Source organism: Enterobacter cloacae complex sp. AR_0002 (genome assembly GCF_001922365.1).
Classification (GTDB): Bacteria; Pseudomonadota; Gammaproteobacteria; order Enterobacterales; family Enterobacteriaceae; genus Enterobacter; species Enterobacter hormaechei_C.
In genome coordinates, this window is the sequence record NZ_CP018814.1 from 1,565,034 (window position 1) to 1,577,455 (window position 12,422).

The 12,422-nt window shown below is 54.9% G+C and carries 11 protein-coding genes; 4 read left to right on the top strand and 7 right to left on the bottom strand.

Annotated features, from left to right (window positions below):
* The first annotated feature begins 362 nt into the window (after window positions 1-362).
* The 4 genes from AM329_RS07695 (at window position 363) to lpp (ending at window position 5,239) form a co-directional block, all read left to right on the top strand.
* Window positions 363-1,733: a cystathionine beta-synthase gene (locus AM329_RS07695; protein WP_032609048.1), complete on the top strand. Its 1,371-nt coding sequence runs from the start codon at window positions 363-365 to the stop codon at window positions 1,731-1,733.
* Window positions 1,734-1,745: 12 nt separating this feature from the next.
* Entirely contained in the window at window positions 1,746-2,891 is a 1,146-nt protein-coding gene (locus AM329_RS07700) for a PLP-dependent aspartate aminotransferase family protein (RefSeq protein ID WP_032609047.1), read from the top strand.
* 377 nt (window positions 2,892-3,268) lie between these two features.
* On the top strand, window positions 3,269-4,690 hold the full coding sequence (gene pykF / locus AM329_RS07705) for a pyruvate kinase PykF (RefSeq protein ID WP_003857687.1): 1,422 nt from the start codon (window positions 3,269-3,271) through the stop codon (window positions 4,688-4,690).
* A 312-nt stretch (window positions 4,691-5,002) separates the two neighbouring features.
* Entirely contained in the window at window positions 5,003-5,239 is a 237-nt protein-coding gene (gene lpp, locus AM329_RS07710) for a murein lipoprotein Lpp (protein WP_001082307.1), read from the top strand.
* 60 nt (window positions 5,240-5,299) lie between these two features.
* Here lpp and AM329_RS07715 read toward each other — a convergent pair whose 3' ends face one another.
* The 7 genes from AM329_RS07715 to sufA all read right to left on the bottom strand — a co-directional run bounded on the left by AM329_RS07715 (window position 5,300) and on the right by sufA (window position 11,928).
* Window positions 5,300-6,313, bottom strand: coding sequence for a L,D-transpeptidase family protein (locus tag AM329_RS07715; protein ID WP_022650923.1), 1,014 nt, complete (start codon window positions 6,311-6,313; stop codon window positions 5,300-5,302).
* 97 nt (window positions 6,314-6,410) lie between these two features.
* Window positions 6,411-6,827 (bottom strand): cysteine desulfuration protein SufE, encoded by a 417-nt coding sequence (gene sufE, locus AM329_RS07720; protein ID WP_003857730.1) that lies wholly within the window; start codon window positions 6,825-6,827, stop codon window positions 6,411-6,413.
* Window positions 6,828-6,841: 14 nt separating this feature from the next.
* Window positions 6,842-8,062: a cysteine desulfurase SufS gene (gene sufS / locus AM329_RS07725; RefSeq protein ID WP_003857731.1), complete on the bottom strand. Its 1,221-nt coding sequence runs from the start codon at window positions 8,060-8,062 to the stop codon at window positions 6,842-6,844.
* Complete coding sequence (sufD, locus tag AM329_RS07730; protein ID WP_022650922.1) at window positions 8,059-9,330, bottom strand: Fe-S cluster assembly protein SufD; 1,272 nt, start codon at window positions 9,328-9,330, stop codon at window positions 8,059-8,061. Before sufD ends, sufS begins: the two co-directional genes overlap by 4 nt.
* A complete protein-coding gene (gene sufC, locus AM329_RS07735) occupies window positions 9,305-10,051 on the bottom strand; it encodes a Fe-S cluster assembly ATPase SufC (RefSeq protein ID WP_003857736.1) in 747 nt (248 codons plus the stop codon). Before sufC ends, sufD begins: the two co-directional genes overlap by 26 nt.
* A 9-nt stretch (window positions 10,052-10,060) precedes the next feature.
* Window positions 10,061-11,551: a Fe-S cluster assembly protein SufB gene (sufB, locus tag AM329_RS07740; protein ID WP_003857739.1), complete on the bottom strand. Its 1,491-nt coding sequence runs from the start codon at window positions 11,549-11,551 to the stop codon at window positions 10,061-10,063.
* Window positions 11,552-11,559: 8 nt separating this feature from the next.
* Window positions 11,560-11,928, bottom strand: a complete 369-nt coding sequence (gene sufA / locus AM329_RS07745) for a Fe-S cluster assembly scaffold SufA (RefSeq protein ID WP_003857741.1) — start codon at window positions 11,926-11,928, stop codon at window positions 11,560-11,562.
* Window positions 11,929-12,422: the final 494 nt, after the last annotated feature.

Below are 12,422 nucleotides of genomic sequence, written 5' to 3' on the forward strand. Positions count from 1 at the left end.
GTATGGATGTCCAAAAGATAGTAAACAGCCGTTATCAGCTTTTAAATGACCAAAAAAGAATTTCTTATAATTCTGCGGAATAAGCAGCGAACTGGCGGGTGAAAAAGCATTTAGATGAATATCAGCAATAATTATCTGCCATTTGCATATCAGGTCACACTCTCCCGGCGAAATCGGTTAATTTTGCAGCACTTTATGCGGATTTAGCCATCCTCACATCCGGACAACTTTACGTCTTGCTGTCTTTCCATCTGAAAACACAAGGATTATTCCTTTCTGTTCTTAAACCTGGTGAAACGTTCTTTATTGAGAAAATTTCATGGTTCTATCATCCGGTCATCACCTCTTCACAGGACATGACCATGACGCTTTACCACTCCGTCACCGAACTGATTGGCCGTACGCCGCTCATCCAGCTGCACAAGCTGGACACCGGCCCCTGCTCGCTGTTTCTGAAGCTGGAAAACCAGAATCCCGGCGGATCGATTAAAGACCGCGTCGCGCTGTCGATGATTAACGAAGCCGAGCGTACGGGCCAGCTAAGGCCCGGCGGCACCATTATTGAAGCTACGGCGGGGAACACCGGCCTGGGGCTGGCGTTGATTGCGGCGCAGAAGGGCTACTCGCTGATCCTGGTGGTGCCGGACAAAATGAGCCGCGAGAAGATTTTCCACCTGCGGGCGTTAGGGGCGCAGGTCGTGCTGACCCGCTCGGACGTGAATAAAGGGCATCCGGCCTACTATCAGGATTATGCCCGGCGGCTGGCGAACGAACTGCCAGGCGCGTTTTATATCGACCAGTTCAATAACGCGGCCAATCCGCTGGCGCACCGTACCACTACCGCACCGGAACTGTTTGAACAGCTTGACGGCCAGATCGATGCCATCGTCGTCGGCGTGGGGTCCGGCGGTACGCTGGGGGGCTTACAGGCGTGGTTTGCAGAACATTCGCCGCAGACGGAATTTGTGCTTGCCGATCCGGCCGGGTCGGTGCTGGCGGACCAGGTTGAGACCGGACGCCATCACGATGCCGGATCGTGGCTGGTTGAAGGGATTGGCGAAGACTTTATCCCTCCGCTGGCGCACATCGAGGGGGTTAACCGCGCCTGGCGCATTACCGATCGCGAGGCGTTCACCACCGCCCGCGATCTGCTAAAAACGGAAGGGATCCTGGCAGGCTCCTCCACCGGCACGCTGCTGGCGACAGCGCTGAAATATTGCCAGGCGCAGACTACGCCAAAACGTGTGGTCACCTTCGCCTGCGACAGCGGCAATAAATACCTCTCGAAGATGTTCAACGACGACTGGATGCGCCAGCAGGGGCTGATTTCGCGTCCGCAGGCAGGCGATCTCTCGGACTATATTGCCCTGCGCCACGATGAAGGCGCGACGGTGACTGCCGCCCCGGACGACACGCTTTCCACCGTGCTGGCCCGCATGCGCCTGTACGACATCTCTCAGCTGCCGGTGCTCGATAACAACAAGGTCGTCGGCATCATCGACGAGTGGGACCTGCTGCGACACATCGGGGGAGATGCCGATCGCTTCTCCCTCCCCGTGACGGCGGCCATGACGCGTCAGGTCGAATATCTGGATAAGCAGGCCCCGGAGAGCGCCCTGTACGCCATCTTTGACCGTGGCCTGGTGGCGATTATTTATGACGAAAACCGCTTTCTGGGTTTGATCACACGCAGTGACGTACTCACCGCCTGGCGTAACCGCCTGACAAAATAAAAGGAGCAAAAGATGAAAAACCTGGCCACCCTCAGCGTTCACAGTGGTGAGTATCACGACCCGCACGGCGCCGTGATGCCGCCAATTTACGCCACGTCTACGTTTGCGCAACCGGCACCGGGTGAACATACCGGCTACGAATACTCCCGGAGCGGCAACCCAACCCGCCATGCGCTGGAGACCGCCATCGCCGAACTGGAAGGCGGCACGCGCGGGTACGCCTTCGCGTCAGGGCTGGCGGCCATTTCCACCGTGCTCGAACTGCTGGATCAAGACAGCCATATCGTCGCCATTGACGACGTGTATGGCGGTACGTATCGCCTGATCGAAAACGTGCGCAAGCGCAGCACCGGGTTACAGGTGAGCTGGGTTAAGCCGGACGATGTAGCCGGACTTGAGGCCGCCATTCGCCCGGACACGCGCATGATCTGGGTGGAAACGCCAACGAACCCGCTGCTGAAACTGGCCGACCTGGAGGCCATCGCGGACATTGCCCGGCGCCATAATGCGATCAGCGTGGCGGATAATACCTTCGCCTCCCCGGTCATTCACCGGCCGCTGGAGGCGGGGTTCGACATAGTGGTCCACTCCGCCACCAAATATCTCAACGGTCATTCAGACGTGGTTGCCGGGCTGGCTGTTGTGGGGGCGAATAAGGATCTGGCGGAGCGTCTGGGCTATCTGCAAAACGCGATTGGCGGCGTTCTGGATCCGTTCAGCAGCTTCCTGACGCTGCGGGGCATTCGCACCCTCTCACTGCGCGTTGAGAAGCACAGCGCCAATGCGCTGGCGATTGCGCAATGGCTGGAGCAGCATCCGCAGGTAGACAGCGTGTTCTATCCCGGGCTGGCGTCACATCCCCAGTATGCGCTGGCCCGCAGACAAATGGCGCTGCCGGGCGGCATGATCTCCGTTGTGATTAAAGGCGATGCGCAGCGCGCGACAGAGGTGATCCGTCATCTTACGCTCTTTACCCTGGCGGAAAGCCTTGGCGGTGTGGAGAGTCTGGTGAGCCAGCCCTACAGCATGACCCACGCCTCCATTCCACTGGCGCAGCGTCTTGCAAACGGCATTGTGCCGCAGCTTATCCGCCTGTCGGTGGGGATTGAAGATGCGAAGGATCTGATCGCCGACCTTAAACAAGCGCTGAAAAAGTGAGCAAAAAACGGCGGGCGTTGCGCCTGCCGTCATAAGATGACATTAGGCCTTAACGCCTTGATAACAAACTTATGTGAATCTGCACAGATTGTTTTTGAAACGCTGTTTCCATTTTCCTTTTTACTGTAAATCAGCGTATAATGCGCGCCAAATCCCTGGTGAATGGTTTCAGCGCTTGGAATACAAAAAACAACGTACAACTTCTCCTCTCCTTCGTTGGGCTGGCACTCAGGCACACTTTCTTCTGCACGCTCATTTGATGTCACCTATTCTTAGTGCGTGTCATATACTCTTTCGCAACACAGGTTTGACTCCGCGGCGGTGCGCCCCCGGAGCGAGATTTCCATATCCTTCCCAACTTAAAGACTAAGACTGTCATGAAAAAGACGAAAATTGTTTGTACTATCGGCCCGAAAACCGAATCAGAAGAGATGCTGAGCAAAATGCTGGATGCCGGCATGAACGTGATGCGTCTGAACTTCTCCCACGGCGACTATGCTGAACACGGCCAGCGTATCCAGAACTTGCGCAACGTGATGAGCAAGACCGGGAAAAAAGCGGCAATCCTGCTCGACACCAAAGGTCCTGAAATCCGCACTATCAAACTGGAAGGCGGTAACGACGTTTCCCTGAAAGCGGGCCAGACCTTCACCTTCACCACCGACAAATCCGTTGTGGGTAATAACGAAATCGTTGCCGTGACCTACGAAGGCTTCACCAGCGACCTGTCTGTTGGCAACACCGTGCTGGTAGATGACGGCCTGATCGGCATGGAAGTGACCGCTATCGAAGGTAACAAAGTTATCTGTAAAGTGCTGAACAACGGCGATCTGGGCGAAAACAAAGGCGTCAACCTGCCGGGTGTGTCCATTGCTCTGCCAGCGCTGGCTGAAAAAGACAAACAAGACCTGATCTTCGGCTGCGAACAAGGCGTGGACTTCGTTGCTGCCTCCTTTATCCGTAAACGTTCTGACGTGGTTGAGATCCGTGAGCACCTGAAAGCGCACGGCGGCGAGAACATCCAGATCATCTCCAAGATCGAAAACCAGGAAGGCCTGAACAACTTCGACGAAATCCTCGAAGCGTCTGACGGTATCATGGTAGCGCGTGGCGACCTGGGCGTTGAAATCCCGGTTGAAGAAGTGATCTTCGCGCAGAAGATGATGATCGAGAAATGTGTTCGCGCGCGTAAAGTGGTTATCACCGCAACGCAGATGCTGGACTCCATGATCAAAAACCCACGCCCTACCCGCGCTGAAGCAGGCGACGTTGCGAACGCCATCCTCGACGGTACCGATGCCGTTATGCTGTCTGGCGAATCTGCAAAAGGGAAATACCCTCTGGAAGCGGTCAGCATCATGGCGACCATCTGTGAGCGTACCGACCGCGTGATGAAAAGCCGTCTGGATTACAACAACGACAGCCGTAAACTGCGCATCACCGAAGCCGTGTGCCGTGGTGCGGTAGAAACCGCCGAGAAACTGGAAGCCCCGCTGATTGTCGTGGCGACCCAGGGCGGTAAATCTGCGCGTGCCGTGCGTAAATACTTCCCGGATGCGACCATTCTGGCGCTGACCACCAACGAAACCACCGCGCGTCAGCTGGTGCTGAGCAAAGGCGTGATCCCACACCTGGTGAAAGAGATTGCCTCTACCGATGATTTCTATCGTCTGGGTAAAGAAGTGGCTCTGGAACTGGTTGATTGTGGCCTGGCTCAGAAAGGCGACGTGGTGGTTATGGTTTCTGGCGCGCTGGTTCCAAGCGGCACCACCAACACGGCATCTGTCCACGTGCTGTAATATTTCACGAACAAATTATTGTTTTGTTAAAAAGCGTCCTTCGGGGCGCTTTTTTTATTCCCGCCTTTAACCAGAACTATTCAAAAAGCAAATCGGGTTTTTCTATTTAATCGCGATTTATCTAAGATGAATCCGATGAAAAATGCCTTTTTTAACATAGCTTTTTCGTCAAAATTGCCGATTTCGTTGCTTCTTTGAGCGAACGATCAAAAATAGGCGTAATCCCATCAAAAAAATATTCTCAACCCAAAAAACTTTGTGTAATACTTGTAACGCTACATGGAGATTAACTCAATCTAGAGGGTATTAATAATGAATCGTACTAAACTGGTACTGGGCGCGGTAATCCTGGGTTCTACTCTGCTGGCAGGTTGCTCCAGCAACGCTAAAATCGATCAGCTGTCTTCTGACGTTCAGACTCTGAACGCTAAAGTTGACCAGCTGAGCAACGACGTGAACGCAATGCGTTCCGACGTTCAGGCTGCTAAAGACGACGCAGCTCGCGCTAACCAGCGTCTGGACAACCAGGCTACTAAATACCGTAAGTAATAGTACCTGTTAATAAAATGGCGCACATTGTGCGCCATTTTTTTTGCCTTCGTCAAACCTCTACTGAAGCGCTTTCTCTCCCTCGTCTTCCGCCACCGCCGCTGAGACACGACTATTCTGAACCGACAGGACAGAATTGCTGGCTGACGAACCATTGCCTGTTGAAACGGCAACCGGGATCCCGGCTCTGCGCGCCAGGGCTTTATCGATAAGCGTTTTATCGCTACCTGACTCCGCTGCAAAAGCGGTAAACGCCGCCGAGTGCGTGAACGGCACCGTCTGTGGGTTTTCGCCCTCTGCCTGCGCCAGCGGCCTGTGCACTTCGATATAACGTTTGCCGTCCGGCTCGACGGAGAACTTCACCGGCTCATTGATAATCTGCACCCGCGTGCCGACGCGCACTTGCTCAAACAACGCTTTGATATCCGGCGCGTTCATCCGCATACAGCCCGAGCTGACCCGCAGCCCTACGCTGTCCGGCGCGCTGGTGCCATGAATAAGATATTCCCCATTCCCGATACCCAGACGAAGCGCAAAGCGCCCCAGCGGGTTATTTGGCCCTGCGGGTACCACAGGCGGCAGTTTAATTCCCTGGGCCAGTGAGCGCGCTCTGATGCCCGCTGTGGGGGTCCAGGTAGGGTTAGGGATTTTCTGACTCACACGGGTGGTGCTGACCGGTGTTTCCAGCCCAAGCTGACCAATACCCAGCGGATAGACCTGCACGATATTTTCGCCAGGCGGATAGAAGTAAAGACGCAGCTCCGCCAGATTCACCACAATGCCCTCACGCTCGGTGTCCGGCAGTAGCATCTGGGAAGGGATCGTAATGACCGTTCCTGGCGCAGGATTCACCGGTGCAATGGTATTATTGGTTTCAAGGATGAGCTGTGCGGCGGTATTAAACCGACGAGCGATAGACTGAAGTTTATTGTCCCCTTCCTGAATGGTGTATGTCTGGTTTTGCCCAATCAGGCGGCTGCCTGCGGGCGGTAAAGGATAATCAACCGCCCTGGCTGAATTAACAGCACTGAGCGAACCAAGGAGTAATAGAGTTATTAGAGACGCGCGCTTCATGCTGAGATTCCTTATTCACTGACCAAACGTCAGAAAGCTGAAAAACCAGCGAGGTGGAAACCACCCCGCGAAACAGAATGAATGCTGTTCTGTCAGTTTAGCTAAGGATTGCGGCTTTGGCGCGTATGGCGCGGATCATCGCTTCCAGTCCCTGGGATCGGGACGGGGTGAGGTGTTGGGTTAAGGCCATTTTTTCAAACCACGGGCGAACGTCAAAGGCGACAATATCCTGCGCCGACATCTGGTGATAAAGAATAAATACGACGGCAATAAGCCCCTTCACAATGGCGGCATCGCTGTCACCCTGTAAATCGATTACGCCATCATCCGTCTGCTGCATCTGGATCCAGACCTGGCTCTGGCAGCCCTGAATGATGTTGTCCGGGTTATGCGCCTCTTCGCTGAGCGGCGGCAGGCGCTGACCCAGTTCGATGATATAAAGGTATTTCTCTTCCCAGTTCGCGCAACGCCCAAAGTTGCGCAGCAATTTATCTCTGTCCGGCAAATCTGCCATCTCTCGCCTCTCCGTTAGCCAAGCAGCTGATGAATACGTTTTAATCCCGCCACCAGTCTGTCGACCTCTTCCGTTGTGTTGTACATCACCAGCGATGCGCGGCACATGGCCGGTACCTCATAATACGCCATCAGCGGCATCGCGCAGTGATGCCCGGTACGCACAGCGACGCCGTAATTATCAAGGAAACTGCCCACATCATAGGCGTGATGCTTGCCGAGGTTGAAGGCTATCACACCCAGACGGTCAGCAGGACCATATAAGGTCAGGTCCGGGACGCTGACCAGCTCCTGCAAGGCGTAATGCATCAGCAGCTGTTCGTACTCCTGAATCGCCGCCAGCCCCGTTTCAGAGACATAGCTAATGGCCGCGCCCAGCCCGATGATCCCGCCCGTGTTGGGCGTACCCGCCTCGAAGCGCCAGGGCGCACGGGCGTATGTTGTGCCGTCCGTCAGGCTGACGGTGGCGATCATTGACCCGCCCCCTTCCCACGGCGGCATGGCCTGGAGAATGTCCTCTTTCACATACAACACGCCGATGCCCGTCGGGCCATACAGCTTGTGCCCGGAGAAGACGTAGAAATCGCAGTCCAGGGCCTGAACGTCAACCGCATGGTGCATCACCGCCTGGGCACCATCAATCAACACTTTCGCACCGGCCTGATGGGCTTTGTCGACGATCAGCGCCACCGGATTTTCCGTGCCCAGCACGTTTGAAACGTGGGTCACCGCCACAAGCCGCGTTCTGTCGTCCAGCAGAGCGTCCAGCTTTTCCAGCTGGAGCGTGCCGTCTTCATTCAGGGGGATCACCCGCAGTTGCGCCCCCACACGCTCACAGAGCATCTGCCAGGGCACGATGTTGGCGTGGTGCTCCATCTGGGTGATGATGATGTTATCCCCCGCGTGCACCTGCGCATTACCCCAGCTGTTAGCCACCAGGTTGATCCCTTCGGTGGTGCCACGCACAAACACCAGCTCTTCCGGCGAACGCGCGTTGAGGAAGGCCGCAACCTGCGTGCGCACGTTTTCCATGCGCTGGGTCGCCTCGGCGCTCAGGGTGTGGATCCCGCGATGTACCGCCGCATAACCGTGGCGGTAAAACTCGGCTTCCGCATCCACCACCTGATTTGGTTTTTGCGCGCTGGCCGCACTGTCGAGATAGGCCAGCGGCAGACCGTTCACTTCACGGGTCAGTACCGGAAAATCTGCCCGGACTTTCTCTACGGGAAATGTCATGCTTCGCCTCCAGGCAGTCGCTGACCGATACGGGCCAGCACCTGCTGTTTAAGTCCGCCATCGGGCAGCGCTTCCGTCAGCTCAGCCGCAAAGGCGTAAATAATCATCTTTTGCGCGGCCTGCTGGTCTATCCCGCGCGAGCGCAAGTAGAACATCTGCTCATCGTCAATACGCCCGACCGTCGCGCCGTGACTGCATTTCACGTCGTCCGCATAGATTTCCAGCTGTGGTTTGGTGTCCACCTCTGCCAGACGTCCCAGCAAGAGGTTGTTGTTGGTCATCTGCCCGTCAGTTTTGATGGCGTGCTGCGCCACGTTGATCAGGCCGTTGAACACCGCACGTCCTTTGTCGCTGACGATGGTTTTGTGCAGCTGACGGCTGTTGCAGTAGCCTTTGTTATGCTCAAGCCAGGTGCGCGTGTCGCACACTTCTGACTTCACCGGCATCGCCAGGCTGTTAATACGCAACGTAGTGTTTTCACCGTTCAGCTGGGTGCTGGTATTGTGGCGCAGCACCGCGCCGCCAAGCAGAAAACTGTGGCTGTACGCCGCGGCATCCTGGCCCAGCAGAATATCGTTGTGGGCGAAGTGGTGACTGAGCGGATTCTCAAACGCCAGCTTGATGTGGTGCAGTTGGGCATTGGCCGCCACGTTCATCGTCAGACGCGAACCGGTAAAATGACGGGTGTCGTTAAGGCTGACGTAATGCTCGATCACCGTCGCCTCCGCCCCTTCTGCCAGCTCAAGATGGTGGCGATAGTGGGCGGTGTTAATCTCATCACCCGCAACGCCCTGGGTGATATGCATCAGCAGCAGCGGTTTCGCCGGGCGCTGGTTACGCTTAACGCGAATATGGGTGACAGATTGTGACAGGCTCTCTGTCAGGTGCAGGAAGACTTCAGGCTGAACAGGCGCGTTCAGCGACTGACGTTCATCGTTAATGACGATATCGAACCCGCTCTCCTGCACGCTGTCGCTCAGCTCCGCACGGAACAGACCGTCGACAAACACCAGACGCACGGCATCCACGCTCAGCGCCAGCATGTCGCGCTGATCGGGGCTGACCTGCGCCAGACGGGTGACAAACTCGCCGTTCAGCAGGCCATCCAGCGGGGTATATTTCCAGTTCTCATGTTTACGCGTCGGTAAACCGAGACGCAGCATCTGCTGGAGATGGTGCTGAGCCTGTTCAGAGCGCGCTCCAGCCTGCGCTTCAAACAGCCGGTGCCACTGCTGAAGTGCATTACTGCTGTTCGGTAAGCCAGCCATAACCCTGCTCCTCCAGTTGTTTAACCAGCGTAAAGTCACCGGATTTCACAATGCGTCCCTGGTAAAGCACGTGGACATAGTCCGGCTTGATGTAGTCCAGAATTCGCTGGTAATGTGTCACGATGATAAATGAGCGGTTGCCATCACGCAGGGAGTTCACCCCGTCGGCAACGATCTTCAGGGCATCGATATCCAGCCCTGAATCGGTCTCATCGAGAATGCACAGCGCTGGCTCCAGAACCGCCATTTGCAGAATATCGTTACGTTTCTTCTCACCGCCGGAGAAACCCACGTTTACCGAGCGGGTCAGCAGATCTTCCGGCATTTTCAGCAGCTTGATCTTCTCTTCCATCAGATCCTGGAAGTCAAAGCGATCCAGCGCCTCAAGGCCGCGATACTTGCGCACCGCGTTCAGCGCGGTTTGCAGAAAGAACTGGTTGCTGACGCCCGGAATTTCCACCGGATACTGGAAGGCCATAAAGATGCCCTCGCCGGCACGCTCTTCCGGCGACATCTCCAGCAGATCTTTGCCGTTAAACTCAACGGAGCCGCTGGTAACTTCATAATCTTCGCGTCCTGCCAGCGTCGCTGAAAGCGTACTTTTCCCGGAGCCGTTTGGCCCCATGATGGCGTGAACTTCACCCGGTTTGACGTCAAAATTGAGGCCACGCAGGATCTCTTTCTCTTCCACGCTAACCTGTAAATCTTTAATGCTTAACATGTGCTTTCCTTAACCGACGCTGTGTTCAAGACTAATGGCGAGGAGTTTCTGGGCTTCAACGGCAAATTCCAGCGGCAGTTCAGAGAACACGTCCTTACAGAAGCCGTTAACGATCATTGAAATCGCATCTTCTTCACTGATCCCGCGTTGCAGGCAGTAGAAAAGCTGATCTTCACCAATACGTGACGTAGTTGCCTCATGCTCAAGCTGGGCGCTGTTATTGCGGCATTCGACATACGGGAAGGTATGCGCCCCGCAGTCCGCGCCAATCAGCATGGAGTCACATTGGGTGAAGTTACGCGCGTTGGTTGCCGTCGGCATGATTTTCACCAGCCCGCGATAGCTGTTCTGGCTGTGACCGGCAGAGATCCCTTTGGAGATGATGGTCGATTTGGTGTTTTTACCGATGTGGATCATCTTGGTGCCGGTATCGGCCTGCTGATGACCGCTGGTCAGTGCCACGGAGTAAAACTCACCGATTGAGTTGTCGCCGCGCAGAATACAGCTCGGGTATTTCCAGGTAATGGCGGAGCCGGTTTCTGACTGCGTCCAGGACATTTTGCTGTTTTCGCCTTCGCACAGCGCACGCTTGGTGACGAAGTTCAGAATACCGCCGGTGTTACCGTCGCCCGGGAACCAGTTCTGTACCGTAGAGTACTTCACTTCCGCATCTTTATGGATGATGACCTCCACCACCGCCGCGTGCAGCTGGTAGCTGTCGCGCACAGGAGCGGAGCACCCTTCGATGTAGCTAACGTAGCTGCCTTCATCGGCCACCAGGATGGTGCGTTCAAACTGGCCGGTTTTTTCCGCGTTGATGCGGAAATAGGTCGAGAGCTCCATCGGGCAGCGCACGCCTTTCGGCACGTAGATAAAGGTACCGTCTGACGCCACCGCCGCATTCAGTGCCGCGAAGAAGTTATCGTTACTGGGTACCACGGTGCCAATGTACTTTTTCACCAGCTCCGGGTGATCGTGAATGGCTTCCCCGAAGGAGCAGAAAATAATCCCCTGCTCCGCCAGTTTTTCACGGTAGGTGGTTGCCACCGAGACGGAGTCAAAAATGGCGTCTACCGCCACCTCTTTGCCTTCGCGCACGGGCACGCCGAGCTGATTGAACGCCTCTTCCACCTCTTTACTCAGGAAGCTGTTCTCCGCACCGGTTTGCTGTACCGCACCGGGTTGCGAGGCGCAGGTATCATCACAGCTGCCGCAGGAGGGCGCAGAGTAATAGCTATAATCCTGATAGTTCAGCTTATCGTAATGCGCTTTCAGCCAGTGGGGTTCTTCCATCTCCAGCCACGCGCGGAATGCGCTCAGGCGAAACTCCAGCATCCACTCCGGCTCGTTACGTTTCGCCGAAATGGCGCGCACGACCTCTTCGTTGATGCCTTTCGCCAGTTCATCGGTTTGCAGCTGCGTGAAGAAACCCTCTTTATAGTTGAGGTGTCCGCCGCTCCAGGTGTTTACATCACTCGTTGCTTCAGTATTACGAGACATAGTACCGCCTATACCCCAAAGCTTTCGCCGCAGCCGCATTCGTTCTGGGCTTTCGGGTTATGAAATTTGAATAACTGGTTTAAACCTTCCCGAACGTAGTCGACTTCGGTTCCATCGATAAAAGGCATCGCCTGTAGTGCGACGTATAACTTTGCACCGTCGGTTTCAAAGACCAGATCGTCCTTTTCAGGTTCGGTTACGGTATCCAGCACGTAGCCAAATCCCGCGCAGCCAGTCTGCTTAACGCCTAAGCGTACGCCGAGGATGTCGGGATTTTTTGCCACCAGCTCATGAATATGCGCCGCCGCCGCGGGCGTCAGCGTTAAGCCACGCCAGGCAAAATCGGCCGGATTGAAGGTTTCTGAATGCAGTTCCATAGGTCCACCTCATCTGATAAGCCACCAGGGCATAACACCATGTTAGTGATAACGATTATCACTTCAACCCCCTGCGTGCAGGGGCTTTGGGCTAAACCGCCCTTTTTGGCTACTTTCATTAAGCATAGACCCTGTGACGGGATGCGGATGGGATGGTTAGATTTGTTCAATGCATTGATAAATAATGCATTTCATAAGAAAGGCGGTAAGGTGGCGGGCAATGATAAAAATTGTATTGGAAATACCTATTTTTAAAATAGCTAAAGTACGCCCAGGCACCAAATACATTATTTACGTATGCCTCCCCCTTAAGCCAGGTTCTTTTTAATCCTTTTTTGCCTTACCTGGGCGCGCATAAAGACGTTTGATGGATAAGTTAACCATTATTTATCAGTCTGATAGTGGTTAAATTCCGATCATGATTAATTACATAAACTCATCCCTTTTCGGCGTAATGTTTCCCTTGTTAACCATTTATTCAATAAGGGATTAAA

What these genes read in the sequence shown, in the direction of transcription:
- AM329_RS07695 (WP_032609048.1), top strand. Translation starts at nt 363, where the DNA reads ATGACGCTTTACCACTCCGTCACCGAACTGATTGGCCGTACGCCGCTC.
- AM329_RS07700 (WP_032609047.1), top strand. Translation starts at nt 1,746, where the DNA reads ATGAAAAACCTGGCCACCCTCAGCGTTCACAGTGGTGAGTATCACGAC.
- pykF (WP_003857687.1), top strand. Translation starts at nt 3,269, where the DNA reads ATGAAAAAGACGAAAATTGTTTGTACTATCGGCCCGAAAACCGAATCA.
- lpp (WP_001082307.1), top strand. Translation starts at nt 5,003, where the DNA reads ATGAATCGTACTAAACTGGTACTGGGCGCGGTAATCCTGGGTTCTACT.
- AM329_RS07715 (WP_022650923.1), bottom strand. Translation starts at nt 6,313, where the DNA reads ATGAAGCGCGCGTCTCTAATAACTCTATTACTCCTTGGTTCGCTCAGT.
- sufE (WP_003857730.1), bottom strand. Translation starts at nt 6,827, where the DNA reads ATGGCAGATTTGCCGGACAGAGATAAATTGCTGCGCAACTTTGGGCGT.
- sufS (WP_003857731.1), bottom strand. Translation starts at nt 8,062, where the DNA reads ATGACATTTCCCGTAGAGAAAGTCCGGGCAGATTTTCCGGTACTGACC.
- sufD (WP_022650922.1), bottom strand. Translation starts at nt 9,330, where the DNA reads ATGGCTGGCTTACCGAACAGCAGTAATGCACTTCAGCAGTGGCACCGG.
- sufC (WP_003857736.1), bottom strand. Translation starts at nt 10,051, where the DNA reads ATGTTAAGCATTAAAGATTTACAGGTTAGCGTGGAAGAGAAAGAGATC.
- sufB (WP_003857739.1), bottom strand. Translation starts at nt 11,551, where the DNA reads ATGTCTCGTAATACTGAAGCAACGAGTGATGTAAACACCTGGAGCGGC.
- sufA (WP_003857741.1), bottom strand. Translation starts at nt 11,928, where the DNA reads ATGGAACTGCATTCAGAAACCTTCAATCCGGCCGATTTTGCCTGGCGT.